General features: G+C 58.9%; 18 protein-coding genes and 1 tRNA gene. 1 reads left to right on the plus strand and 18 read right to left on the minus strand.

Features of this window, described 5'->3' with window-relative positions; translation table 11 throughout:
- Window positions 1-53: 53 nt before the first annotated feature.
- The 16 genes from O0879_RS21230 to O0879_RS21300 form a co-directional block, all read right to left on the minus strand.
- A complete protein-coding gene (locus O0879_RS21230; protein WP_289918617.1) occupies window positions 54-1,604 on the minus strand; it encodes an alpha-L-arabinofuranosidase C-terminal domain-containing protein in 1,551 nt (516 codons plus the stop codon).
- Between the two features lie 223 nt (window positions 1,605-1,827).
- Window positions 1,828-2,595, minus strand: a complete 768-nt coding sequence (locus O0879_RS21235; protein WP_289918618.1) for an SDR family oxidoreductase — start codon at window positions 2,593-2,595, stop codon at window positions 1,828-1,830.
- An 86-nt stretch (window positions 2,596-2,681) separates the two neighbouring features.
- A complete protein-coding gene (locus tag O0879_RS21240; protein ID WP_289918861.1) occupies window positions 2,682-4,253 on the minus strand; it encodes an aldehyde dehydrogenase (NADP(+)) in 1,572 nt (523 codons plus the stop codon).
- Window positions 4,254-4,255: 2 nt separating this feature from the next.
- Complete coding sequence (gene araD1, locus O0879_RS21245) at window positions 4,256-5,248, minus strand: AraD1 family protein (RefSeq protein ID WP_289918619.1); 993 nt, start codon at window positions 5,246-5,248, stop codon at window positions 4,256-4,258.
- Between the two features lie 12 nt (window positions 5,249-5,260).
- Window positions 5,261-7,003 carry an IlvD/Edd family dehydratase gene (locus O0879_RS21250; RefSeq protein WP_289918620.1) on the minus strand — a complete coding sequence of 581 codons (1,743 nt, stop codon included), beginning with the start codon at window positions 7,001-7,003 and terminating at the stop codon, window positions 5,261-5,263.
- A gap of 196 nt (window positions 7,004-7,199) precedes the next feature.
- Complete coding sequence (locus tag O0879_RS21255; protein WP_289918621.1) at window positions 7,200-8,270, minus strand: aldose epimerase family protein; 1,071 nt, start codon at window positions 8,268-8,270, stop codon at window positions 7,200-7,202.
- Window positions 8,271-8,288: 18 nt separating this feature from the next.
- Window positions 8,289-9,236 (minus strand): glycoside hydrolase family 43 protein, encoded by a 948-nt coding sequence (locus O0879_RS21260; RefSeq protein WP_251349502.1) that lies wholly within the window; start codon window positions 9,234-9,236, stop codon window positions 8,289-8,291.
- Between the two features lie 24 nt (window positions 9,237-9,260).
- On the minus strand, window positions 9,261-10,613 hold the full coding sequence (locus tag O0879_RS21265) for an MFS transporter (RefSeq protein WP_289905915.1): 1,353 nt from the start codon (window positions 10,611-10,613) through the stop codon (window positions 9,261-9,263).
- Window positions 10,614-10,722: 109 nt separating this feature from the next.
- Entirely contained in the window at window positions 10,723-13,380 is a 2,658-nt protein-coding gene (locus O0879_RS21270) for a TonB-dependent receptor (RefSeq protein WP_289918622.1), read from the minus strand.
- 62 nt (window positions 13,381-13,442) lie between these two features.
- Window positions 13,443-13,664 carry a hypothetical protein gene (locus O0879_RS21275; RefSeq protein ID WP_289918623.1) on the minus strand — a complete coding sequence of 74 codons (222 nt, stop codon included), beginning with the start codon at window positions 13,662-13,664 and terminating at the stop codon, window positions 13,443-13,445.
- A gap of 286 nt (window positions 13,665-13,950) precedes the next feature.
- Window positions 13,951-16,347, minus strand: coding sequence for an N-6 DNA methylase (locus tag O0879_RS21280; protein WP_289918624.1), 2,397 nt, complete (start codon window positions 16,345-16,347; stop codon window positions 13,951-13,953).
- 16 nt (window positions 16,348-16,363) lie between these two features.
- Entirely contained in the window at window positions 16,364-17,536 is a 1,173-nt protein-coding gene (locus tag O0879_RS28585; RefSeq protein ID WP_354670197.1) for a hypothetical protein, read from the minus strand.
- Window positions 17,537-17,735: 199 nt separating this feature from the next.
- Window positions 17,736-18,815, minus strand: a complete 1,080-nt coding sequence (locus tag O0879_RS21285; protein ID WP_289918625.1) for an AAA family ATPase — start codon at window positions 18,813-18,815, stop codon at window positions 17,736-17,738.
- Window positions 18,816-18,904: 89 nt separating this feature from the next.
- The gene (locus O0879_RS21290; RefSeq protein ID WP_289918626.1) at window positions 18,905-19,399 is read right to left on the minus strand and encodes a hypothetical protein; all 495 of its coding nucleotides are present in this window, start codon (window positions 19,397-19,399) and stop codon (window positions 18,905-18,907) included.
- A gap of 9 nt (window positions 19,400-19,408) precedes the next feature.
- Window positions 19,409-20,566 (minus strand): DNA adenine methylase, encoded by a 1,158-nt coding sequence (locus O0879_RS21295; protein WP_289918627.1) that lies wholly within the window; start codon window positions 20,564-20,566, stop codon window positions 19,409-19,411.
- A gap of 197 nt (window positions 20,567-20,763) precedes the next feature.
- A tRNA-Arg gene (locus O0879_RS21300) sits at window positions 20,764-20,839 on the minus strand.
- A gap of 199 nt (window positions 20,840-21,038) precedes the next feature.
- Between O0879_RS21300 and O0879_RS21305 the strand changes: the two genes are divergently transcribed.
- A complete protein-coding gene (locus O0879_RS21305; RefSeq protein WP_099665866.1) occupies window positions 21,039-21,602 on the plus strand; it encodes a c-type cytochrome in 564 nt (187 codons plus the stop codon).
- Window positions 21,603-21,735: 133 nt separating this feature from the next.
- On the opposite strand, the gene O0879_RS21310 is transcribed toward O0879_RS21305, so the two are convergent.
- Window positions 21,736-23,811: a M13-type metalloendopeptidase gene (locus O0879_RS21310; RefSeq protein WP_289912503.1), complete on the minus strand. Its 2,076-nt coding sequence runs from the start codon at window positions 23,809-23,811 to the stop codon at window positions 21,736-21,738.
- 188 nt (window positions 23,812-23,999) lie between these two features.
- Entirely contained in the window at window positions 24,000-26,075 is a 2,076-nt protein-coding gene (locus O0879_RS21315) for a M13-type metalloendopeptidase (RefSeq protein ID WP_289918628.1), read from the minus strand.
- Between the last annotated feature and the right edge of the window lie 22 nt (window positions 26,076-26,097).

The following is a 26,097-nucleotide window of genomic DNA, read 5'->3' on the forward strand; positions in this document are numbered from 1 at the left end:
TGGTCAGCCGGCCCATCATGCGGGCCGGCCGGATGAATGACAAGGGGTGAAGACTATTCGACAGCCACCACCACGACGGCCTTGGCGGGCACCGACACGGTCAGCTTGCCACCCTGCGCCTTGGCATTGAACGCCACCGGTTGTACGGCTTGCGGTTGCGCAAAGCTGTTGACGGCATCCATCTTGCCTGCGGTCAGCACGCGGCCCGTCACGCTGGCCACTTGCTTGCCGGCCAGCGCCACGCTCACGTCGACAGCCTTGTGCGGGTTGGTATTCACCAAGGACAAGTACACCTTGCCATCCTTGGCGCGCGCTGCCGAGGCGCTGACTTCAGGAATGCTGACCTTGCCCAGGCTGTACTTGCCATTGCCATTGATGGCGACCGGTAACGATGTGGCATCCTGGAACGGCACGTACATTTCAAACGCGTGATACGTGGGCGTGAGGAAATATTTATCCTTGTCGGTGATGATCATCGCCTGCAGCACGTTGACCATTTGCGCGATATTCGTCATGCGCACGCGGTCTGCATGGGAGTGGAAAATATTGAAGTTCAGGGCGGCGACGAGCGCATCGCGCAAGCTGTTTTGCTGGAACAAGAAACCCGTGTTGGTGCCCGGCTCCACGTCGTACCAGGTGCCCCATTCATCGACGTACAAGCCCGTCTTTTTCGATGGGTCGTTCTTGTCGATGGCGGCGATATTGTTCTTGATCAAGCTATCGATACGCAGGGTACGGCTCAGGGTGGAAATCCACTCATTTTCACCAAAGCCCGTGGCGGCGCCCTTCTTTTCCCACACGCCGGTCGGCACCGTGTAGTAGTGGAAACTGATGGCGTCCATCATGTTCGGCTTGATTTCGCGGCTCAGGGTGCTGGACCAGCTGGTGTCGTCGTCATTGCCGCCGCTGGCGATGAATTTCGGGCGCGCGCTTTCCGGCGTCTTCATGAAGGTGTGATAGTGCTTGTACAGATCGGCGTAGTACTGCGGGCGCATATTGCCGCCGCAACCCCAGGCTTCATTGCCGATGCCAAAGTAATCGACTTTATACGGCTGGGCGCGGCCATTCTTGCGGCGCAGTTCGGCCAGGGTGGACTTGCTGTCCGACGTCATGTATTCCAGCCATTCGGACATTTCCTGCGGCGTACCGGAACCGAGGTTGCCGTTGATATAGGTCTGTGCACCCAGCAACTCGGCCAGGTCGAAGAATTCGTGCGTGCCGACGGCGTTCGACTCTTCCACGCCGCCCCAGTTGGTATTGACCTTGGTCGGACGCTTCTCGCGCGCGCCGATGCCATCCTTCCAGTGGTATTCATCGGCAAAGCAGCCGCCCGGCCAGCGCACCAGGGGCACGTGCAACTGTTTCAGCGCGCCCAGCACGTCATTGCGCCAGCCTTTGGTGTTCGGAATGGACGATTCCGGCCCCACCCACATGCCTTCGTAGATGCCCGTGCCCAGGTGTTCGGCGAACTGGCCGTAGATGTTTTTATTGATCACGGAACCAGGCTTGGCCACGTCGATGGTGACGCTGACGGGCGCGGCAAAGGCGCTGCCGACGGCCATGGCCAGGCTGAGGGCCACGATGCTGGTGTTGATACATTTCATGCTGTCTCCTGTTTTTAAGTGAAAAGCAAGGGCCGGGATCGACCCGGCAATGGATGTGGCGATGCCTCTCCTGCCGCAGGGTTGGGGCGGCAAGAGCGGTATTTCAAAGGAGGGGGATGGCTGCGGGCAAACCCGCGGCCGACAAAACGCCCAGGGCTAGGCGCAGGGTCGCAGACAGTACGCTAGTACGGCAAGACCCTGCAACAACGCCCTGGACGTTTTGTCAGACCCAGCCGGCGTCGACGATGAATTCTTGACTGGAGCACATCGCGCCGTCATCGGAGGCGAGGAACAGCACCATGGCGGCAATGTCCTGTGGCATCAGCTTGCTTGGCAAGCATTGGCTTTTCTTGATTTCCACTTCCGCCGCATCGTCGACCCACAGGTCGATCTGGCGCTGCGTCATGACCCAGCCGGGCGTCACCGTGTTGACGCGGATATTGTGCGCGCCGTAATCGCGCGCCAGGCCCCGCGTGAGGCCCACGACGGCCGCCTTGGTGGTGGCATACACGGGGTAGCCGCCCGACTTCATGTGCCACGAGATCGAGCTGACGTTGATGATGGAACCGCCGCCCTGGCGCTTCATGCCCTCGAACACGGCCTGGCACGTGAAGAACATGGGACGTTGATTGATCGCAATGCGCTCGTTCCAGTATTCCAGGGTGACATCCTGCGCCTGGTGGCGCTGGTCGTTGGCGGCATTGTTGACGAGGATATCGAAGTCGCCCAGTTGATCGGCCAGTTCGGCCATGACAGCTTGCAGGGAGGCAATATCCGTGATGTCGCAATGGCGGAACACGGGTGCCGTCCAGCCCGCTTCAGCCAGTCGGCGGCACAGGGCCTCGCTCGCTTCCACGGCGATATCGACAAACGCCACCACGGCGCCCTGGGCGGCAAATTCCGCCACCAGGGATTCGCCGATGCCGCTGCCGCCACCCGTGATGAACACGCGCTTGCCCTGCAAGCTGCCATATTTCGCCAATTGCTTCATCTTGTCTCCACCTGTTTATTTTTTATGTACAACGTGCAACGCAAGCTGGCGCGGCAAGGCCATCGGCCCCGCCGCGCAGCAGGTTTTTACTCCTTGCCGAGAACGCCATCCTTGCGGCGCCAGATCCCCAGCGGATTATCGTCGCGCAGCGACTCCGGCAGCAAGTCCTGCAGCAGGTTCTGGTACGACACAGGGCGCAGGAAGCGGTTGATGGCCGCCGTGCCGACGGAGGTGCTGCGGCCGTCCGACGTGGCCGGGAACGGGCCGCCGTGCACCATGGCCGTCGACACTTCCACGCCCGTCGGGAAACCGTTGGCCAGGATGCGGCCCACGCGGCGTTCCAGCACGGGCAGCAAGCGGCGCGCGTCCGCCAGGTCGCCCGCATCCATCTGCAGGGTGGCCGTCAACTGGCCTTCCAGGCTTTCCGTAATCGCCAGCAATTGTTCCATGTCGCGGCAAGCCACCAGCAGCGAGGCGGGGCCGAAGACTTCGTCGCGCAAGTCGTGTTTGGCCAGGAAAGCCTCGCCCGACGTGACGAACAGGGCGGCGGCGCCCTTGCCCTCTTCTCCCGTATTCTGCACCAGCGGCGTCACGTCCGCGTGCTGCGCCAGGGCGGCGACGCCCTTGGCATAGCTGCTGGCGATGCCGGCCGTCAACATGGTGGCGGCCGGCGCGGGCGCCAGCGCTTCAGCGGCAGCGGCGGCAAAGGCCGTAAAGTCGGCGCCTTCCAAGCCCAGCACGAGGCCGGGATTGGTGCAGAACTGGCCCACGCCCATCGTCAGCGAGGCGGCAAAACCGCCGGCGATCGCCGCGCCACGGGCGGCCAAGGCTTGCGGCAGCACAAACACGGGGTTGATGCTGCTCATCTCCGCGTAGACAGGAATCGGTTGCGGACGCTCGGCCGCCACCTTCATCAGGGCGATGCCGCCCGAACGCGAGCCCGTGAAACCGACGGCCTGGATGGCCGGATGGGCGACCAACGCCTGGCCGATGCCATTGCCCGTGCCCGTCAGCAAGGCAAATACGCCGGCCGGCAGCTTGCAGATGGCAATCGCCTTGACGATGGCGCGCGCCACCAGTTCCGACGTGCCCGGATGGGCCGAATGGGCTTTCAGGACGACGGGGCAGCCGGCCGCCAGGGCCGAGGCCGTGTCGCCGCCAGCCACGGAAAAGGCCAGCGGGAAGTTACTGGCCGCAAACACGGCAACGGGACCCAGGCCGATCATGCGCAAGCGCAAGTCAGGACGGGGCGGCACGCGGTCCGGCAGCGGGCTGTCGATGCGCGCATCCGTCCACGAACCTTCGCGCAGCAAGCCGGCGAACAGTTTCAACTGGCCCACCGTGCGGCCGCGTTCGCCTTCCAGGCGCGCGCGCGGCAAGCCGCTTTCCGTCATGGCGCGCACGATCAGGTCGTCGCCCAGTTCGCCGATTTGCGCGGCGATGGTGTCCAGGAAGTCGGCGCGCTCCGCATCCGTGGTGGCGCGGAACGGATCGAACGCGGCTTGCGCCAGACGGCATGCTTCGTCGATTTGCGCTACGTCAACCATGTGGAAGGCGGGCGCGATGTGGGCGCGCGCGGCCGGGTCCCACGCTTCGAAGGAGCCGCCATTGCCCTTGACGGCCACGCCGCCGATCCATGCATCACCGGTGATATTCAAACTCATAATGTGCTCACTTTCGCAAATTCGGTTGGGAAGACGTCGAGGCGGTTGCGCAAGGCAGGGCCAAAGGCCGGCGCTTCGATTTCAAAGGTTTCGCCCGGCGCCACGCTGACGCCATCGGCAAAGCTCAGGGTAGCCGTGCCAAAGAAATGCACGTGCACGTCGCCGGGGCGCTTGAACAGCGGATACTTGAAGTGATGGTGTTCCAGGTTGGCAATCGTGTGCGACATATTCTCTTCGCCGCTGACGAAGGCCTTTTCCCAGCGCACATTACCCGCCGCGTCCAGCACGCGCGAAGTACCGGCGATGTGCGCGGGCAATTCGCCCACCAGCAGGGCCGGGCCCACGCTGCAGGCGCGCAGCTTCGAGTGGGCCAGATACAGATAGTTCTGGCGCTCCGTCACGTGATCCGAGAATTCATTGCCGATGGCGTAGCCGACCCGGTAGGGCTGGCCGTCATCGCCGATCACGTACAGGCCGGCGATTTCCGGCTCTTCGCCGCCATCGAGGGCAAAGTCCGGCATGCGCAGCGGCTGGCCGCCCGCGCGCACGATGGAGCCGTCGCCCTTGTAGAACCATTCCGGCTGCGCGCCGGCCGTGCCAGCGGCTGGCTTGCCGCCTTCCACGCCCAGGCGGAACATTTTCATGGAGTCGCTCAAAGACTCGGCGTCGCCGCCGATCTTCTTGTGCATGGCGTCGCGCGCGCCGGCGCTGCCCAGGTGGGTCAGGCCCGTGCCCGTCACGTAGCAGTGCGCCTCGTCCGCATGGTCGAGCGGTGGCAGCACGCGTCCGGCAGCGGCCACGTCCGCATAGGAATGCGTGGCGTTGCCGACGGTGGCGTTCACCAGCTCCGCCAGATTGACACGCTTGCGGATGGCGTCTTGCGCCAGCGCATATGTCGTGTTGTAGCCTTCGATGACGCGGATCACGTCGTCTTGCAGCAGGCCGACGAGGCGGCCGCCATGTTCATTCGTAAATTGCAGCAACAGCATGGAATTCTCCGCTTAGTGTGAATGGCGCGGCACGGCGGAACCGCGATTGCCGACCAGGAAGTCGAAATCGCAGCCTTCGTCGGCCTGCAACACGTGTTCGATGTACAGTTGCTGGTAGCCGCTCTTCGGTCCGGGCGCGCTGCCCAGTTCGCGGGCCGCCAGGCGCTCGGCGATTTCCGTGTCGCTGATGTCGATGTTCAGGCTGCCGTTGTGGCAATCGAGGGCGATCATGTCGCCATCGCGCACGATGCCCAGCGGGCCGCCCGCCATGGCTTCCGGCGCCACGTGCAAGACGACGGTGCCATAGGCCGTGCCGCTCATGCGCGCATCCGAGATGCGCACCATGTCGGTGATGCCTTGCGCCAGCAGTTTCGGCGGCAAGCCCATGTTGCCCACTTCCGCCATGCCCGGATAGCCTTTCGGGCCGCAGTTCTTCATGACCAGCACGGAGTTCGCGTCCACATCCAGGTCCGGGTCAAGAATGCGCGATTTATAGTGTTCGAAATCCTCGAACACGACGGCCTTGCCCCGGTGCTGCATCAAATGCGGCGAAGCGGCAGACGGTTTCAATACGGCGCCGCGTGGCGCCAGGTTACCGCGCAGCACGCAAATGCCGCCATCGGCCAGCAAGGGGTTGTCCAGCGTGCGCACCACTTCATCGTTGTAGATCGGCGCTTCGACGCAGTTGTCCCACAGCGACTTGCCGTTGACGGTCAAGGCATTCTTGTGCGGCAGCAAATCGCCTTCGCCCAGACGGCGTATGACGGCAGGCAAGCCGCCCGCATAGTAAAACTCTTCCATCAGGAAACGGCCCGACGGCAGCAAGTCGACGATGGTCGGCGTGCCGCGCCCTACACGGGTCCAGTCTTCCAGCTCCAGGGGCACGCCGATGCGGCCGGCAATCGCCTTCAGGTGGATCACGGCGTTGGTCGAACCGCCGATGGCGGCGTTGACCTTGATGGCGTTTTCAAACGCTTCGCGCGTCAGCACTTTCGACAGGCGCAAGTCTTCGTGCACCATTTCGACGATGCGGATGCCCGACATGTGCGCCAGCACGTAGCGGCGCGAATCGACGGCGGGGATGGCGGCATTGTGCGGCAGCGACGTGCCCAGCGCTTCAGCCATGCTGGCCATCGTCGAGGCCGTACCCATGGTGTTGCAGGTACCGGCCGAGCGCGACATGCCCGATTCGGCCGACATGAACTGGTGCAAGGTGATGGAACCGGCCTTCATCTGCTCGTGCAACTGCCATACGGCCGTGCCGGAACCGATGTCCTTGCCATTCAACTTGCCGTTCAGCATGGGGCCGCCGCTGACGACGATGGTGGGGATGTCGACGCTGGCCGCACCCATCAGCAGCGCCGGCGTCGTCTTGTCGCAGCCGACCAGCAGCACGACGGCGTCCATCGGGTTGCCGCGGATCGATTCTTCCACGTCCATCGAGGCCAGGTTGCGCGTCAGCATGGCCGTCGGGCGCAGATTCGATTCGCCGTTCGAGAAGACGGGGAATTCCACGGGGAAACCGCCCGCTTCCAGGATGCCGCGCTTGACGTGTTCGGCCAACTGGCGGAAATGGGCGTTGCAGGGAGTCAGTTCGGACCAGGTATTGCAGATGCCGATGATGGGCTTGCCGTGAAACTCGTGGTCAGGTATGCCCTGGTTTTTCATCCAGCTGCGGTACATGAAGCCGTTCTTGTCCTGCGAGCCGAACCACTCGGCAGAGCGCAGGGCAACCTTCTTTTTTGTCTCAGACATGCCATTCTCCTGGTTGTGCTATGCCGGATCTAATGTCGTCGGCCCGGGCAGCGATGTTGGAATACTAAAGAATCCTGCCATGCCTTTCCAATCAATTTTTAATGCGTTCCGATACCGAAAACGGTATCAACATGCCGTAATGAAAACGCCCTGCGGGCGCGTGGCGGCAGGGCGTGGGCTGTTTTCCCAGGGGTACTTACCCGGCGGAAAAGCGGTACACGGTGTGCGTCCGATATTCCTCGCCCGGACGCAAGATGCTGTTCGGGAAGTGGGACTGATTCGGCGAATCCGGGAAATGCTGGGTTTCCAGGCATAGCGCGCTGCGGTAGCCGTTGGCACGCAGCTTGCCGGGCTGGCTGCCGTCGAGGAAATTGCCGGAATAAAACTGAACGCCGGGCTCCTGCGTGTACACCTGCATCATCCTGCCCGATTGCGGATCGCGCACGGTGGTGGCCAGGCTGAGCAGCTGACCCGGCTGTTGATTCAGCACAAAGTTGTGATCGTAGCCACGGCCGATGCGGAGCTGCTCGTGCGGTAAATCGATACTGTCGCCGATGACGGTGCTCTGGCGCAAGTCGAACGGCGTGCCGGACACGTCCGCCAGTTCGCCCGTGGGAATCGAACCCGCGTCCACGGGCAGGTAGCGGTCCGCATTGATCGTCACCTCGTGGCCGAGGATATCGCCCTGCCCCGCCAGATTGAAATAGCTGTGATTCGTCAAGTTGACGGGCGTGGCCTGGTCCGTCACGGCGTGGTAGCGCAGGCTCAGGGCGTTGTCGTTGTCCAGTTCGTACACGACGGTCACGTCCAGCTTGCCCGGATAGCCGTCTTCGCCGTGCGGGCTGCTGCGCGTGAACGTGACGCCGACGGCATCGTCCCGGGTGAACGGCTCGGCCTGCCACATGACCTGGTGAAAGCCCTGGTTGCCGCCATGCAAGTGATTCGGTGCATTGTTGACGGCCAGCTGGTAATCCTTGCCGTCGAGGCTGAAGCGTCCCTCGGCAATGCGGTTGCCGAAACGCCCGATGACGGCGCCCAGGAAAGCGCCATTGGCCAGATAGGGTTCGAGGCGCTCGAAACCGAGCACCACGTCGGCCAACGTACCGTCGCGGTCCGGCACGTGGATTGCGCTGATGATGGCGCCAAAGTCGAGCACTTTGACTTGCATGCCCTGGCGGTTCGTCAGGGTAAACACGGTGACGTGCTGGCCACCGGGCAGGATGCCGAACGGCGCTTGCGTCACTGAAACAGAATCAACTGGGGTCATGGCGTCGGGTCCGAAACGTTACAGGGTCGATGAGCGGCCAAACACGGGCATGCCTTGCGCATCCCAGCGCAGCGGTTTGACGAACGTGTGGCGATCCGGGTTCCACAGCGGGTCGCCGACGATTTCCGTGTAGGTGCGGGCATGGTACACCAGCAATACGCCGTCGCCGTCCTCGGCCGTCGTGAAGCTGTTGTGGCCGGGGCCGTAGATGCCGTGCTCGTAGCAGGTGGCAAACACGGGCTCGGGCGACTTGCTCCACGAGAACGGGTCGAGCAAATCGGCTGACGCATCGGCCCACAGCAAGCCCATCGCATAATTTTCATCGGTGGCGCTGGCCGAATAGCTGATGAAGATCTTGCCATTGCGTTTCAACACGGACGGCCCCTCGTTGACCCAGAAGCCGCGGATTTCCCAGTCGAATTCCGGCTTGCTCAGCATCACGGGCGGACCGGCCAGCTGCCATGGCGTGGCCATCGGCGCGATATACAGGTTCGAATTGCCTTCGATGGCCACATCTTTCTGCGCCCACAGGTAGTACAGCACGCCGTCGTGCTCGAACGTGGTGGCGTCCAGGCAAAAGGTATCGATGCCCGTATCGATCTGTCCCATGAATTCCCACTCGCCTTCCAGCGGGTTGGCATTCGTATTGCGGATCGCATACATGCGGTGCTGGAACAATTTATGCTTGATTTCGCGGCTCGGCGCGGCGGCGAAATACACATACCAGGCGCCCTGGTTGAAGTGCAATTCCGGCGCCCACACCAGTTCGCTGTACGGCCCCGTGTCCGGCTTGTGCCACACGTCGACCGTGAGCGCATCGGCCAGGCCGGCGATACTGTCGGCGCGGCGCAGTTCGATGCGGTCGTACTGGGGCACGGAGGCCGTAAAGTAATAATAGCCGTCGCTGTGACGGTAGATATGCGGGTCGGCCCGTTGTTCGATCAGCGGTTTCAAGACGTCTGCCATGTTGCTTACTCCATTCAGTTATTCTTACGCGGCGACAAAACCGCGTTTGTGCATTTCCGACTTGACGCCGCTGTAGTACGCATCGCTGATGCGGTACTTGAACATCAGCAAGCCCATCAGCAAGTGGAAAAAGCCGGGGATGATCGACAGCATCAGGGCGATGCCGTTCAGGGCGAATTGCGTTTGCTCATGGTTGGGCTGGTAGTCGAAATACGCGAGCAGCACGCCCACCAGGCCGCCCGCCACCGCCATGCCCGCCTTCTGGCAGACGGAAATGCCGCCAAAGGCGAAGCCGGAGACGCGCTTGCCCGTCTTCACCTGTCCATAGTCGATGGTTTCCGCGATGGCCGACCAGAACACGGGCGCATGCAAGTCCACCACGAAGGACAGCAGGAAATACAGGGCGAAAGCCAGCACCGTATCGCTCGGTTTTACGAAGAAATAGATCGCCAGGCTGATCAGCGCGACGCCGATCTGCGTGTAGCGGAACAGTTTCACCTTGCAATAGAACTTGGTGATCCAGGTCGAGGCGATCATGGCCAGGATGGCGGCCACCACGCCCGTGGTCAAAAAGGCGGCCACCGTTTCCGTGCTGCCGCCCAGATAGTATTTCGCGTAATAAATGGCGACGGAACCGCGCACCACGTAGCCGATGGTACCCGTGACGCACACGCCGCACAGCACCAGCCACTGGTCGTTCTGCAACAGCACTTTCAATTGCGCCAGCAACGGTTGCTTTTCCACTACGTGCACGACCCGCTCGGTGGTGGAGAAATAGCAGAACAGGAACAGGGCCACGCCCATGACGGCCATCACGGCCATGGCTGCCTGGTAGCCGACGGCCGGGTTGCCGCCGCCCCAGCGCTGCGACAGGACCGGCACGACGATGGTCACCATGAAGGCGCCGATCTTGGCGAAGAACAAACGGTAGCCGTTGGCCGACAGGCGGTCCTGCGGGTCGCTCGTCAAGCCGCTGATCAGGGAAATATACGGGATGCCCACGCCGGCCGTCATGATCGTCATCAGGATATATGTGGAATATGCCCAGATCAGCTTGGCGTCATACTGCCACTCGGGCGTGCTGAAGACAAAGAAGACGCTGACGCCATACGGCACGGCCAGCCACAGCAGGTAGGGGCGGTAGCGGCCCGAGGCAAAGCTGTAGCGGTCCGTGATCTGGCCCATGACGAGATCGGCGATGGCGCCGATGACTTTCACGGCCACGAACAGCAGGGCCAGGTCCGTGGTTTTCAAGCCATAGATATCGGTATAGAAAAAGGTGATGATCAACATCATCGACGAAATGACGACATTGAGCGCCATGTCGCCGGCGCCGAAACCGACCTTTTCAACGGTGGATAATTTTTGCGTCTCCATGCTTTCCGTCCATTCTTTTTATGATGAATCGTGCGTGACTGTCCAACTGACAGGGGCGTTGCCGGCCGAAACCATGGCAACGCCCTTGATTTTTTACTGTGCGATCAACTTACATTTTCCAGCGTAAAGAGAGGCCAACTGTCCGGTCATAGCGGCGCGTATCGCGCGCATACACGCCAGGCTCGTTCCAGTAATCCTTGAACTTGGTATCGAGCAAGTTATTCCCATCGAAGGTCACGGTGAACTGCTCGTTGATCTTGTACGACAACGAACCGTCGAGCTGGGCCGTCGGCGCCACTTTCAAGTCCAGGCCAGGGCCGCCCTGGTTGTAGCTGTCGATGAATTTCGAGCGCCAGTTGTAGGCCAGGCGACCCGACCAGGCATCTTTTTCGTACAGCAACACCAGGTTGTAGGCATAGCGCGACACGCCCGTGATCGCATGGCTGCCCGTCTCGTCGTCGGTCGTGCCGCTCATGTAAGTGCCGTTCGCTTGCAAGCCCAGGCCGCTCAAGATGCCGGGCAAGCCGTCATAGAATTGCTGGTAGCCGATTTCCAGGCCTTGCAGCTTGCCGGCCGCCGTGTTGTACGGGCGGTCCACGTCATACGTCTTGCCGGCGATGGTTTCGCTGGAAATGCGTTGCTGGATATACCCGTCGAACTTGTGGTGGAACACGGTGGCGGTGACGGAACCGGCCGGCGCGAAATACCATTCCAGTGCCGCATCGACATTGTCGCCCACGACCGGTTTCAAATTCGGATTGCCGCCCGCGCCCGTCGCCTTCACCGTTTCCGTCGAGTTGACGAGGGCCACGCCCGGATTCAGCTGGGCAAAGCCGGGACGGCTGATGGTGCGGCCCGCCGCAAAGCGGCCGACCAGGTCGGCGCGCAGCTTGATTTTCAGGGCCACGCTCGGCAGCACATCGGTGCTGGACGTGTCGCTGATGACGGGCGTGTAGACGCCGTCCTGCGAGCTGTTGCCTTGCAAGCTTTGCTCCGTGCGCACGACGCGCACGCCCAGGGTGCCGTCGACGGGATAGTCAGCCAGCTTGAAGGCGACCTTTGCCTTGGTGTAGATGGAATACGTCTTTTCCGTGTCCTTGAAGAACGAACCCGGATCCATGGCGCGCGCCGCGCTGCTGCCCGTGACGGCCTGGCGCACGGTGCCCGTGTTATTGAGCAAGAAACTGGCGCATGGCGTGTACCACTGCTTCAAGCCGTAGTCGGGACCGCCGCTGGACATCGGTTCCGACAAGCAATTGAGGCCTGGAATCGACGTCACGCTCTGGCGGCCGAACGGAAATGCGGCGCCGGACACGTCCGGTGCTTCCGCATTGCCCTCGAAACTCTTGATCGATTCGGCTTCGCGCTTGACGCCGCGCAAGCCGACGCTGATTTCCTTGAAGATGCCGCCGGCACTCGGCGTGTACGCCAGGTCGGCGCGCACATCGTTCGAGCTGCCCTGGTCCTGGCCGTAGCGGTCGAAAAAGCCCTTCAAATAGTAATTCGACGGGTCTTGCAAGTCGATGCCCGTGTAATCGACGTGCAAGGTGCCGTTCTGGTTGGTATTGATAGTGGCGTTCGGCACTTGCGTGATGGCGTCGAGGATGGGGTTGCGCCATTTGAAGGTACTTTTGGTGCTGGCCACTTCCGACGTGAAACGCCATTCCGTGTTGATATCCCACAAACCACCGACGGCAAACTGGTGCGTTTTCGTCTCGTTCTTGTTCGCCTGCGTCGACATGATGGTGTTGACGTTGGTCGAGGTCAATGTTTGCAGCTGGTTGGTACCGGGAATTTTGGTGGCGGACACGGGCGTGCCCCACCATGGCAAGCCGACGAAGTAATCGGACTCGGCATCGAGCAGGAAGCGCGTGGCCATGCCTTCCGCGTACAGCTCGACGTCGGCGTTCGGACGCCATTGCAGCACGGCATTGGCGGTGCTGCGGCGGCGGTCGCCCTTGATCGGCAGCAAACCCACCTGGTCCGGCCCCGTCAAACCGGGCGACAGGAAACTTTTATCCACGGGCGCCGTGTTGAATGCGCGTTCCTCATGGTAACGGTGCTGCTGCTGCGACAAGCCCAGCAGCGCGCCCACTTCGCCGATGCCCGTCTTCCAGCGGTTCGCCACCATGCCGCTGATGTTCGGGTCGGTGGCTTTCGATTTGTCGCTGTAGACGGCGCGCGTATTCACGCTGGCCGTAAATTCCTTGAAGTCGAACGGGCGGTTCGTGCGCACGTCGATGATGCCGGCCACGCCGCCTTCGACCTGGTCCGCGCCCTGCGATTTGTACACGTCCACGCGCTGCAGCATGGTGGCGGGAATGTCGGCCAGGTTGACGTAGCGGCCCGTGGTGGTGAACAGTTCGCGGCCATTGAGCAGGGTCGTGACGTCGCGCAAGCCGCGGATCATGACGGCGCTGGCCTCGCCCGAATCGCGGCGGATCTGGATGCCGGAAATGCGCGCCAGGGTTTCGGCAACATTATTATCAGGGAATTTGCCGATGTCGTCGGCCACGATGGAATCGATGACCTGGTCCGAGCGCATCTTGATCTGCTGCGAATTTTGCGCCGAGCGGCGCACGCCGCTGACGGTCACGACCGACACTTCCGCAGCGGGCTCGGCACTGGCATCGGCCACCACCTCCTCCTGCGCCCATACCGAAGCCATGCTCAGCAAGCCAATACCGGCCAATGCCGCAACGGCTGCCTTCAAGGTGAATGGACGAGGGGAAGTGGCCGCGAGCGGACCGGTGGCGTTGCGCATCATGAATCTCCAGATATTGTATTGATATTTTTACACTGCTTGCATGTCGTTCGCATGCTCGGCGTTTATCTTAGGGGCTGGGCGATAATCTCTCCAATCAATTTTTCCACTGTTTCGATATCAATTTTGATATCGGTGGCTGGAGGACTTTGGAGGTTGTAAACAGACAACGGCAGAGGTGTCAGGGGCGTTTTCGGGTGTGCGACGCACATGGCATCCCCCGCAAGCTGGCAAGCAGCGATACAGACCTTGTCAGGCTTGCTGAAGTAATAGTGGGGATACAGCATGCAGCCGCATGGCAATGCCGGCTGGATAGAACGGGGGTCTTGAGTTGTCTGGTGCGGCTGGCGGGGATCGAACCCACGACCCTTGGCTTCGGAGGCCAACCTAAAATTTGTCAGTTGGCCTCGTTCAAGCGACAACTCCTTGATTTTACAGAATATGCCAATGAGCAACGTCAGACAACTAGCGGCGACAATGCAAAAAATTCATCGTTTTTCCCCCATTCCTCCCAGAAATTCAGTTCAGTATTTAAGGATACCGGTGTGCTACGAAACAAGGGTTGCCAATTTTCTACAGATGCTTTGCTTGGTCGCGGGGCGTGTAGGCAGCAGCAAATCTCGCTGCGGAGCCAAATGACGCTTCTAGATTGGTCAACTCCAGCTTACCCTCTGCCAAGGCGCAGTTTGCTTTTGACAACAACTCAGCCAGAGATATCCCGTCCGGCCCCCCCCTAGTATGCGCTACCTTTAATTTTTCAAAATCGTCGAGAATAACTACCAAATCTAACTCATTTACACCGTAGAGTTTCATTACGACAACATCAATTGCTGCGCGAATGAGCGCCCGCCTCCCTAACCAGACTGCCGTGTCTTTTGCCCCGTCTGAAGGGGATGACAGCATCCGCGCGGCCTCGACAAGCAGAGCTTCCTCCGTAGGATTCGCACCTCGGGTCGGCAACGGCATATTTTGCCAATAGAAATGGTTCACCGTCGTCGAGACGAAACGACGCATTAGCCAATCGACTACCAGAGAATTGGCCAGTGCAAGCCACAATAACTCGCCGTCAGGCCCACCCGAGTTAAGTTTAAGCACTGGAACTTTATTTCCACAAACACAATTTTTCGGCAATAACGCAGCCAAAAGAGTACGTTCATTCGCATGCCCGCTAATCTCACAGTACCCGACTCGAACTGTTGGCGTCCATCCACGTTTAACCAGGTAATCTTCAGGTATGAGGTAGTGTGGCCGAACATGACGCTCAGATATTGTTGGCACCCTCCAGGTCGCTGATCGCCCCTGTCCCGAAACGTGAATCTTCGCCACGCTATCAAACTGATGAACCATGCGTCCTTCATATACCGGTAAAAGCGCAACGATGGATCGACTTGACAACCAGCGGCCGTCCTCTTGAAGTGAGTAACCGCTCTTCCGCGCCGCTTCCACAGGAATGAAGGCGTCGGAGTCGTTAGTCATATCAACTTCTCTCCTGAAGCCGAAATCCCATCCGCTAGTCGGTTGAGCAACCACGGGATATCTTTGATAAATTCGTTTTATCATGTCACGCTCTCGAACCGAGCGAACCTCTGGAACTAGCAAATCAGGGCCACCAACTAGTTCGAGAAAATCCAGACTTAGTTCTACTGGGGCCGTTTCGTTACCTTCAACGGCCTCTCTACCAAAACTCGCTGCGTCAATTCCGCCTGCTTTTCCCTTTTCGAACAGGACGGTACAAAAACGGTACATCGAATGGATATCAAACAGTTTTTTTCGGTTTATATATTCGATAAGTTGCGTGACAGTACCTTGGGTGCGAAATAGACCTCGTAAGGCTGCTGAGCCTTGGGCACGTAGGACACCCGATGGTAGTAATAGCGCCGCGATTCCTTTGTCCGATAATAACGCTAACGAACGTTCGGTAAAATATTTGTAGAGGTCGGCGTCGCCGGCGCCGTCACGATTAAGCGAGTACTCGGCAGACTCACGGAGTGTGCGCGACAATTCGAGCGTTCTCTCAGCGTGCTCCACCCACGCCCCGCTCACAAGTTCGTCAAGATGCGCATCCAAATAGCGGCCGAGTTCAGTACCTTGATAAAGTCGAACTCGAGCGTCCATATGCTCAAAGAACTCGTGACGCAGTGGCCGGAGTTTGCTCCACGGCGGGTTGGTAATCACGGCAGTGAATCCGGCAGGGAAGACCTGAGGGAACCAGGCGTGGAAGTCCGACAAAGGTACACTAATGGAATCGGCTACACGAAGGTGCCGATCGAGCTCGTGCCCATCCCATTCGGGAAGCCCAACTTCTGCACGCAGCAACGCTCGCGTCGTCGCAATTGCGAGTGGGTCTATATCCACTCCGAAAATGCAATGTGACGCAATCGCCGCACGGATTTCCGGACGTGACATTTTGTTGAACCCTTTACGAACACACAAGATTTCAGATCCAATTCGCACAGCTGCTAACAAAAACGCACCGCATCCCACAGCAGGATCAATGACGGAAATATCGGCAAGGTCCTCTGCCGTGCGAACGTTTTTTAAAACCTTTGACAAGGCTTGTCTGACAATCGCCTCCGCCAGCGCGACCGGCGTGAAATAGATACCTTTCCCCCTACGCTCGGGCGATGTCTCAATGACAACTTCTCCATCGCTGTTGATCAGGAGGCGGGTTCCTCGAATCGTCTCAAACGCAGTGCCGAGATGCGCCGCGATTTGGTCGGCACCGCCGACCATTCCTCCGAGCGCTTCGTCAAACTGCGTCGACGCGTGCGAAGTTTGTTGTGTCGCTGCAGGGCTCGCCGGCAAGCCCAGTCTTCGAAAAACTCTGGACAACGCGGTGTCCATTGCTCGCGCGATTGCCAGCTCATGCAGGTCTGGAGGCTCTAAGACGTCCACTGCCATAGCCTGCTTCGCGTAATACACTACTAAGTTACCGACTGCTTCTTGTAGAGAAATCATTTCACTATTCATTCTTAAATTCTTAAAACTAGGGAGCTAATAGCGACTCAAGCGCCCTAGCCAGAGTCCTATCAATCTTTTCTAAATCTGCGTGAACGCGCAACTCGCTCAAGTCCAGCGCAAGCGCCCCAACTCGAAGCGTCGTGCCGAACGAGCTAATGGTCCAAGTATGAAGCTCGTGGTCGTTGAGGACGGAGTCACCAAGTACTCGAGGGTACACGAGTAGTCCACAACGACAATTGTGAGCGGTCATTGCCGCCACTAGCTCGTATACGTCCGCATTTACCGGCTTCCGATTTCGCATCCCCTCCGCGTCCGAGAGTCGCTTGTACTTTGCGTCGACTACAACTGAGGGCACCCCGTCTCTCAACACGAGGTTATCTGGGCGGGAAAAGAACCGTATTCTTGTTCCTGGCTGGGGCTCGGCGTAGGCCGTGGAAACTTGAGTTTGAGCACTATGACCTTGCTGAGCTAACTTCGAAACTGCGCGTGCGAGGGTGAGTTCAACAAAATGCTCGAACAGGCGCTCCATATTAAACACGAATGAATAACCTTGGGCAATCCCACGGCCTGTTGAATGCGACAAGCCGGATGATAGAAGCGCTGAAATTTCGAGCGCTTCCGTCCAGACCCGAAACTGCGGCGGCGGCTGTATGCGCCCCCCCTGTAGTGCTATTCTCCGGCTGGGCTTCCCCGGAATTCTCACCGCCAGGTCGGCCAACCTGCGGCGAAGGCTAGGCGCTCTAACGGCCGCTGCGAACGCCAACGCCGCCCATTTGAGCAGCCCGTTATATCCATTGTCAGAATCGAGTTCATCAACGTCGCATTCGAGCAAATGAGGTCTCGCGAAGACGGATTTCATCTGTCGAGGGAGGTTCAAGCGTCCGCGTAGAACAGGCAAACATTGGGGGCTTGTTCGGTAGGTCTGGATGGCTTGATCAGCCAGTCCGGCTTCGGTTGCGTCCGAAAAGGCCATAGCAAGCAAGTCGACGAAACTATGGCGCTCAACAGCCAAATGTCTAGCACGGTTAAGAGCCAAATCACGTTTCCTCGCATACTGCATGAGCAGTAACATACTTGCGGTCCAGTCTTGCAAACCGTTCCCGAGTGGCGTGAATTTGGGGGCGATATCAAACACCAGATCACCGACGCTCACAGTCCCCGCTATGCCTGAGGTACGAACTTCAATCGCACCGCCCATTCCACTTCGAAATGTGAACGGGTTCGCGCGTAATCCCAACTGTTTTCGGAATTTTTTCCCTAACGCTTCCAACGAAACTCGTAGCTTGTCCGGGTCCCCGCGATCTGCGGAAAAGCCGCAGTCCCAGGGTTCCCAGTCACCGTTTTCGAGAAGAAGGCGGTCTACCGATTTCACGACGAGAGCCTCCGACCTAAGGGAATCATGGGGCAATGCTTTCCGTTTCCGGAGCTCCAGCGAACCGTTGTAGAAATTTCAGGACGTCCCCCACCTGCGGCGCCGGCTCGGCGGACGCCAAGTATGCTATCGCCCCGGCCTCAGATTCATCAGAGTCAGGTTCATAAACCTGTACACCAGACCCTGTATCACTAGAATCAAGGCCCAGGAGTGCAATAAGAACCTCGGTGCGGCCATGAAAAAGTTCAATGAGCTGCGGAAGAATTCGAAACCGCCAAGTCTCGACCAGCGCACCCGGATTCGCGCTGCCCAGGTTTGCTTGTACCGATTGCAGATACCAATGACCCAGCATAAAGTCTTGTCCCAGATGAAGCCCGATTCCGCGGTTGAGCTTCTCCATGATGCGCACCGCCAGACGGGCGACACCTTCATTAGTTTTGATACTTCCGATTGAGTCAAGCGGGACATTGTCGTCGGCCGCCAGGCCGACCGCTGAACGAAGATCATCAGTGGATGGAAACAGATTGATCGTGTGGAATCTGCGTCGCAAGGCGGTATCAATCGGTGCAATGGACTTATCCACCGAGTTCATGCTTGCTAGCGTATAAACCCGCTCAGGCATAGCGAAATTTCGAGGAACTTCACGTTCCTCGCCGCTCGTGATTTGAATTTTGACACTCTCACCCGGCGCCAAATAAGGCAACGTCAGGGTAATAGTTTCCTGCGTCTCCTGGCCCGCAGCATCCAATCGCTTACTCGGCTCCATCAACGTTATGAATTCCCCGAAAATACGTGAAGTGTTCCCTCGATTTATCTCATCGATAAGCAGAAGACCAGCGCCTTCTTGGGCCTCAGCAGCAAGTTCCAACAGAACACCCGGACGCGGTAATAGCGAAAACCCACTGCCAGGCTCGGCATGAGGTCTAAGTCCCAAGATGAAATCTTCGTAAGAATAGCCCTGATGGAAAGTGACCCATCGACTAGGGGTCCGGGCAGCAGTACCTACGACTAACGGAACATCTTCTGCGTCAGTGTCGACGAAAATGCCCTGATCGACTGCCGCGCCATCGCTCTCGACATTAAATCGGCGAGCAACTTCGTTCATTAGATGCGATTTGCCAGTTCCGGGGGGACCGTATAGGAGGACGTTCTTGTGGCGACGAAGCGCATTGATAATCTCAGCAACTGTAACGCTCAATTTAAATTCTCCCATCCCACTTCGCTCTGATTGAGGATATTTTGAATATCCTGTGGAAGCGCACTAAAATCGGCATGATGTATCCATCGCGCGTGGAATTTCCCATTAGCGTCTCGAATTAGCAACATGAACTCGTTTGCATCATTTTTGAATACTTTGCTCGCCCCTCGTCCCGGACGCCACAACGGGTATGCCGTGCCCTTGCGTTGCGAGGGAATGTTCCAATCTTTTCGTCCGGAGGATTCGCCCATAAACCTAACCTTAATTGAGGTTCGCTCCACTGGGGATGGGCCCGTGAACGGTTCAAGTACCACTTTCAAAGTATAGCCCCCGAGTTCGGTAACGTCCTCCATGGCCACGCCAAGAAAGAAATTTTCGTAATCACGTTTAGTGAGTCGAATATCGTACTGCCCGGCAGATAAATCGTTGAGCGAATCGAAGGTAGCCTTATTGCATTTTCGCCATAGTATGGCACTCACACGCTTTAGCATTGACTTTTCCTAGCTCACGGCAAGATGGTAAATACGCTCGGCCACATTCGGCCCTTTATGAGGAAGTGCACTGCTCTTATATCGACGAAGAGACATTTCACGGAAGCCCACACTGCCATACCCCCCGAGCACGTCGAGAATCTGATCGTGCTCCATTTGGCCATCTTCATTGTAGCTTAAGAAGAAATGCTCACAGTCCATAACGCTCAAGAGGGCGTCCAATGCGCCGATAGCACGGCGCTTATAGCAGAAATCAGAGGCATGGGTTTCCCAGTTACGGAGGCCGGTAGAACCTATTAAAACCGGCTTATCATTGCGAACAATGGTTTCTAAAACGTGATAATAGGCTGCGTATTGTCGTTTCGTGTAAGGAGGGTCCGCATAAATGATTCGTGCCTTTGCTTGCGGAACGGCGTCATGGGCCTCCATCGATAATACCGAATGGCCGTTGCGACGACCATCAACAAACCCGCTCGGCCTCAGAACCAAGGGATTTAAAGCCCTCACCTTCCACTGCTTTAGGTAGCATCCAAAAGTGCCGGCGACGTTGCTGACTGCGCTGACCGCACGGACAAGGTCACTGATCAGTAAAGCATGTTCTGCATCTGTGAGCACTGGTCTCCAGGACTCGATTTGATCACGAACTACGTCAATTTTTTGGGCATTGATCTCTGTAAAATAACGACGCTCGGTCTCGATTTCGATCGCAGATGCAGGGGAAAAATTCTTATGGGCGAACCCCCCTGGTCTCAAGGGTAAATTATTGAGATGATCAAGAATTGCTTCATAGGGGCCCACGGCCGAATTCCTGCCGACAAGCGACGAGGAGAGACCCGCGAAGCTCGGCTCGGTATGGTTTAGTAGAACCGCAGATGTAAGGTTAAAGCATGTGGATAGATGGTCATTGGCAGTGACGGCGTAACCTAAGGTCTTGAATGCGGCTGAAACCACGCCCGTACCCGAAAAGAGGTCCAAAATCTCCTTCTCGCCACTACCACTCTCGTCCACGATAGTCCCAGCCACAAAATCGAGTAAAGCACGCTTGTTACCGATATATTCGGTGGCTAACGACGGCAGGGAGGATATTGCTTCGGCTAGATTAGACATCAATTCACTTAAAAAACGTTCGAGCATCTCCTTGCCAGTTTCGCTGCAGACCTTGGCCAAGATTGACAATGCATAGGGCGCGCCAATATGTTACGGCGCGGCTGGTCAGTGTATCAGATCAGTACTGTTTGCGAAGGATCTAGCAATCCAGTTTAGCTAGCTGTCAGGGGTCTCGAACTGCTAACGATGAAGTGACTAATTGGCATTACATCGCAAACGAATGAAACGAAGAAATACCTGATTTGTATAGAGGAAACTGGTGCGGCTGGCGGGGATCGAACCCACGACCCTTGGCTTCGGAGGCCAATACTCTATCCACTGAGCTACAGCCGCGTAGGGGGAATTTCTGAAGTGATGCGAAGGATACCGTTTTTCTTTACCTACGTCTACGGAAACTGTCGTATCGCTGGCAATTGCATGTCGCTGCTCAATTTTTGTGCCTATAATTGTGGGTTTCATAAAGGTTTACATACAAGCATGTAAAAATGCTACCTTACACGGCCATCAGTTTCAAATCTGGACTAAGGACATCATGAGCGACGCACATAACGAACAACAATCAGCGATCAAAACGCCTAAACAATTGCTTGCCGCCGTAGCTGGCTTCTTCCTCATCACCGTCATCGGCATCATCCTGCTGGTGCAGTTCGTCACGGCGCAAAAACTGACGGGCGCCGGTACGGACAGCCAGTCGCCGGAAGCCATCGCCGAGCGCCTGAGCCCAGTGGCCAACGCCGGCTTTACCTTCAAGGATGCCAGCGGTCCGAAAGTGCTGCAAAGCGGCGAAGCCGTCTACACGGCCACCTGCGTGGCTTGCCATGGCGCCGGCGTGGCCGGTGCACCGAAGTTTGGCGATGCAGGCAGTTGGTCGGCCCGCCTGGCCCAGGGCTACGATACGGTCCTGAAACACGCGATCGAAGGCTTGCGCGCGATGCCGGCCAAGGGCGGCAATCCCGACCTCGACGATGTGGAAGTGGCGCGCGCCGTGGTCTACATCGCCAACGCGTCGGGCGGCAAGTTCAAGGAACCGGAAGTGCCGGCACCGGCCGCTGCCGCTGACGGCGCCGCCGCGCCAGCCGCGGAACCTGCCAAGTAAGCAGCGCTGCAGTAGCAAGGAACCGCCCGCCAGGGCGGTTTTTTTTTACCCATCGTTTGCGCCAGATCACACGACGTAAAAAAGCCGCCCGGCTTGCGCGGGGCGGCTCGGTACTAGCGCGTCAGAACGGCTGTTACCACATGATGACGCGGTCTTTCGGCGGCAGATACATCTTGTCGCCCGGTTTCACGTCAAACGCCTGGTAGAAGCCGGGCTGGTTGCGCATGGTGCCGTTGGCGCGGAACTGGCCTGGCGAGTGCGGGTCCGTTTTCAGCAAGACCAGTTGCTGCGCTTCGCGCATCTTCATGCGCCAAACCTGGGCAAAGCCCGCATAGAAGCGCTGCTCGCCCGTGAAACCGTCGATGACGGGGGCTTTCTTGCCATTGAGCGACAATTTGTACGCTTTATACGCGATCGCCACGCCGGAATTGTCGGCGATGTTCTCGCCCAGGGTCAGTTCGCCGTTGACGAAGTGGCCCTTGACGGGGCTGAAACTGTTGTACTGCGCCACCAGCTGCTTGGTTTTCTTGGCGAAGTTTTTATGGTCGGCCTTGGTCCACCAGTCGCGCAAGTTGCCGTCGCCGTCGTACTGGGCGCCCTGGTCGTCGAAGCCGTGGCTGATTTCATGGCCGATCACGCCGCCGATGGCGCCGTAGTTGACGGCGTCGTCCGCGTTGGCGTCGAAGAACGGCGCTTGCAGGATGGCGGCCGGGAAGACGATTTCATTCAGTTCCGGGTTGTAATAGGCATTCACGGTCTGCGGCGTCATGCCCCACTCGTCGCGGTCGATAGGCTGGCCCAGCTTGTTCAACTCGCGGTTGTAGTTGAGCAAGTGCGAACGCTGGATGTTGCCCACCAGGTCGTCCGACTTGACGTCCAGGCCCGAGTAATCGCGCCATTTGTTCGGATAGCCGATCTTGGTGGTGAACTTGGCCAGCTTGATTTGCGCCTGTTTCTTGGTGACAGGGCTCATCCAGTCGAGCTTGTCGATGCTTTGCTGATAGGCCGTCATCAGGTTTTTCACCAGCGCTTCCATGCGCACCTTGCGCTCGGCCGGGAAATATTGCTCCACGTACAGTTGGCCCACGGCTTCGCCCAGCGCGCCTTCGACGGCGCCCACGCCGCGTTTCCAGCGCGGACGCATTTCCGTCACGCCCGTCAGGGTGGTGCCATAAAACGCAAAGTTTTCATCGACATACGCTTTCGGCAGGTAGCCGGCGTTGGCGTGCAGCAAGTGCCACTGGAAGTACGCTTTCCACGTTTCCAGCGGCGTCTTGTTGGCGATCTCGGCAAAACCCTTCAGGTAGCTGGGCTGGCTGACGATCACATAATTGACCTTGCCGGCGATGCCCGTGTCCTTCAGGTAGCGGGCCCAGTCGTAGCCTGGCGCCACGGCGGCCAGTTTCGCCAGTTCCACCTTGTTGTAGGTCTTGACGGGGTCGCGGTTCTGCACATTGCTCCATTGCGCCTTGGCCAGTTCCGTTTCCAGCGCGAGGATGGCTTTCGCATTCGCGGCAGCGTTCGCGTCGCCGGCCAGGCTGAGCATTTTCTCCACGTGGGCCAGGTATTTGGCGCGCGTGTCGGCCTTGCCTGCTTCCAGGTAGTAATCGCGGTCAGGCAAGCCCAGGCCGCTTTGCACGATGTCGGCCACGTATTTGGTGGAATCCTTGGCGTCCTGGTGGATGCCGAAGTCGTAAGGCGAGGTCACGCCCAGCTTGCTGAAGTGGGCGATTACAGCCGGCAATTCCGCCTTGTCCTGCAGCGCGGCGATCTTCGCCAGCTCCGCGTTCAACGGTGTCAAGCCCAGGCTTTCCAGCTTGGCTTCATCCATGAAGCTGTTATAAAAATCACCGATTTTCTGGGCATTCGAACCGGCCGCGCGGGCCTTGTCGGCGGCCGCACCTTCGACGATGCCGCGCAGCTGCGTTTGCGTATCGTCAGCCAGCTTGGCAAAGCTGCCCCAGCTCGACTTGTCGGCAGGAATGACCGTTTCCGCCAGCCATTTGCCATTCAGGTGCTGGAACAGGTCGTCCTGCGCGCGCACGGCAGGGTCGACGTATTCGACGGCGATGCCGGACGTCAGCGCGGCGGCCGCGACGGCCGTCGCGGGAGCGGCGGCAGCTTTCTTGGCCGTATCAGCGGCGCCAGCCATGCCGGACACGCCGGCCAGCAAACTCAGGGTCAATGCACTTAACAAATAACGATTCACGGTTGTCCTCTATATTGTATTGTGTGAAATATAAGGGTCAGAAGGCCCAGGGCTTCTGGCCCGGTTTTTGACTGTAGCATACCGGCCGAAACGACAGAAACAACTTTGACCGGAATGCAAAAAAGACCACGCGAGGTGGCCTTTTCTGTTGTTACAGTAGTACGTTTTTCACGACGACGCGCATGCGCTTACCAGATGATGACGCGGTTTTCCGGCGCAACATACATCTTGTCGCCCGGTTTCACGCCAAACGCTTCGTAGAAGCCAGGCTGGTTGACCATGGTGCCATTGGCGCGGTACTGGCCCGGCGAATGGGGGTCGGTCTTGATTTGCACGATCTGCTGCGCTTCACGCATCTTGCTGCGCCACACCTGGCCAAAGCCCATGTAGAAGCGCTGGTCGCCCGTCAAGCCGTCGAGCACGGGCGCCGACTTGCCGCCCAGCGAGATTTTATAGGCCTTGTACGCGATCGCCACGCCCGAGTTGTCGGCGATGTTCTCGCCCAGGGTCAGGGCGCCGTTGACGTGGTAGCCAGGCAATGGGCTGTAACCGTCATATTGCTTGGTCAGCGCGTCGGCCTTGGCGGCGAAATTCTTGCGGTCGGCCGGGGTCCACCAGTCGCGCAGGTTGCCGTCGCCATCGGACTGGCTGCCCTTGTCGTCGAAGCCGTGGCTGATTTCATGGCCGATGACGGCGCCGATGGCGCCATAGTTGACGGCGTCGTCCGCGTTGGCGTCGAAGAACGGCGGCTGCAGGATGGAGGCCGGGAAGACGATTTCATTCATCGTCGAGCTGTAATAGGCGTTCACCGTCTGCGGCGTCATGCCCCACTCTTCGCGGTCGATCGGCTTGCCCAGCTTGGCCACCTGGCGCGCGGAGCCGAAGTTGGCGGCGCGCATCATGTTGCCCACCAGGTCGCCCTGGACGATCTGCAGCTTCGTGTAATCGCGCCATTTGTTCGGATACGCGATCTTCGGCGTGAACTTGGCCAGCTTGGCTTGCGCTTCCTTCTTGGTTTCCGGGCTCATCCAGTCCAGGGTGTCGATGCTGTCCTTGTAGGCGGCCAGCACGTTTTTCACCAGTTCCTGCATGTGCACCTTGCGTTCCGCCGGGAAATATTGCGCCACGTACAGTTTGCCGACGGCTTCGCCCAGCACGCCTTCGACGGCGCCCACGCCACGCTTCCAGCGCGGCTGGTTTTCCGTCACGCCGCTGAGTACCGTGCCATAGAAGGCAAAGCTTTCATCGACGAAGTTTTTCGACAGGTAGCTGGCATAGCTGCGCAGCAACTGCCATTCGAAATACGCTTTCAGGGTGTCCAGATCGCTTGACGCCAGCACCTTGTTGTAGCCGGCCAGGTAGCTCGGCTGGTTGACGATGACGTAATCGACCTTGTTGGCGATGCCCAGGGCGGCCAGGCCGGACTTCAGGTCGTAGCCCGGGGTCAGCTCGTTCAGCTTGTTGATGTCGGTCTTGTTGTAGCGTTTGACGGGGTCGCGGTTCTCGACCTTGGTCCATTGCACTTCGGCCAGGGCCGTTTCCAGTGCCACGACAGCCTTGGCGCGGGCGGCGGCGTTCTTGTCGCCGGCCATGGCCAGCATTTTTTCCACGTGCGCCTGGTATTTTTCTTTCACACCAGCCTGCTTGGCTTCCAGGTAGTAGTCGCGGTCCGGCATGCCCAGGCCGCTTTGGCTCATGTAGGCTGCATATTTCGTCGAGGCACGGGCATCCTGGCCCACGTAGACGGCGTACGGCGTGGCCACGCCCGTCTGGCTCAGGTGGGCGATCAGGGCGGGCACGCCCTTCTTGTCGCGCAGCGAGCGGATGCGGTTCAGTTCGCCAGCCAGCGGCTTCGTGCCCAGCGCCTCGAGTTTGGCTTCATCCATGTAGCTGGCGTACAGGTCGCTGATTTTCTGCGCTTCGGAACCGGCTTTCCTGTTCTTGTCCTTTTGCGTGGCTTCGATGATGCCGCGCAACTGTGGCGTGGTGTCATCGCGCAGCTTGGCGAACGAACCCCAGCTCGACTTGTCGGCAGGGATCTCGGCCGTGGCCAGCCACTTGCCGTTCAAATGGGTAAAGAAGTCGTCCTGCACGCGCACGGCGGGGTCGATGTACTGCACATCGATGCCGGAAACGACGCCGGCGGCGGCAGGTGCGACACTGGGGGCCACGGTCGGGGCGGCAACGGCGGATGCGGGTTCGGCGGCATGGGCAAACGCAGCCAACAGGGTCAGGGTCAGACTGCTCAAGAGATAGCGATTCACGGATTGTCCTTATGGGGCATGT

Origin of the sequence: Janthinobacterium sp. SUN120 (genome assembly GCF_030397735.1) — a bacterium.
GTDB classification, from domain to species: domain Bacteria; phylum Pseudomonadota; class Gammaproteobacteria; order Burkholderiales; family Burkholderiaceae_D; genus Janthinobacterium; species Janthinobacterium kumbetense.

Excerpts from the sequence above, each read along its gene's own strand:
- O0879_RS21230 (WP_289918617.1), bottom strand. The coding sequence starts at position 1,604 with ATGAAATGTATCAACACCAGCATCGTGGCCCTCAGCCTGGCCATGGCC.
- O0879_RS21285 (WP_289918625.1), bottom strand. The coding sequence starts at position 18,815 with ATGAACGAAGTTGCTCGCCGATTTAATGTCGAGAGCGATGGCGCGGCA.
- O0879_RS21275 (WP_289918623.1), bottom strand. The coding sequence starts at position 13,664 with ATGCTGTATCCCCACTATTACTTCAGCAAGCCTGACAAGGTCTGTATC.
- O0879_RS21255 (WP_289918621.1), bottom strand. The coding sequence starts at position 8,270 with ATGACCCCAGTTGATTCTGTTTCAGTGACGCAAGCGCCGTTCGGCATC.
- O0879_RS21270 (WP_289918622.1), bottom strand. The coding sequence starts at position 13,380 with ATGATGCGCAACGCCACCGGTCCGCTCGCGGCCACTTCCCCTCGTCCA.
- O0879_RS21235 (WP_289918618.1), bottom strand. The coding sequence starts at position 2,595 with ATGAAGCAATTGGCGAAATATGGCAGCTTGCAGGGCAAGCGCGTGTTC.
- O0879_RS21260 (WP_251349502.1), bottom strand. The coding sequence starts at position 9,236 with ATGGCAGACGTCTTGAAACCGCTGATCGAACAACGGGCCGACCCGCAT.
- O0879_RS21280 (WP_289918624.1), bottom strand. The coding sequence starts at position 16,347 with ATGAATAGTGAAATGATTTCTCTACAAGAAGCAGTCGGTAACTTAGTA.
- O0879_RS21290 (WP_289918626.1), bottom strand. The coding sequence starts at position 19,399 with ATGCTAAAGCGTGTGAGTGCCATACTATGGCGAAAATGCAATAAGGCT.
- O0879_RS21265 (WP_289905915.1), bottom strand. The coding sequence starts at position 10,613 with ATGGAGACGCAAAAATTATCCACCGTTGAAAAGGTCGGTTTCGGCGCC.
- O0879_RS21250 (WP_289918620.1), bottom strand. The coding sequence starts at position 7,003 with ATGTCTGAGACAAAAAAGAAGGTTGCCCTGCGCTCTGCCGAGTGGTTC.
- O0879_RS28585 (WP_354670197.1), bottom strand. The coding sequence starts at position 17,536 with ATGGGCGGTGCGATTGAAGTTCGTACCTCAGGCATAGCGGGGACTGTG.
- araD1 (WP_289918619.1), bottom strand. The coding sequence starts at position 5,248 with ATGCTGTTGCTGCAATTTACGAATGAACATGGCGGCCGCCTCGTCGGC.
- O0879_RS21305 (WP_099665866.1), top strand. The coding sequence starts at position 21,039 with ATGAGCGACGCACATAACGAACAACAATCAGCGATCAAAACGCCTAAA.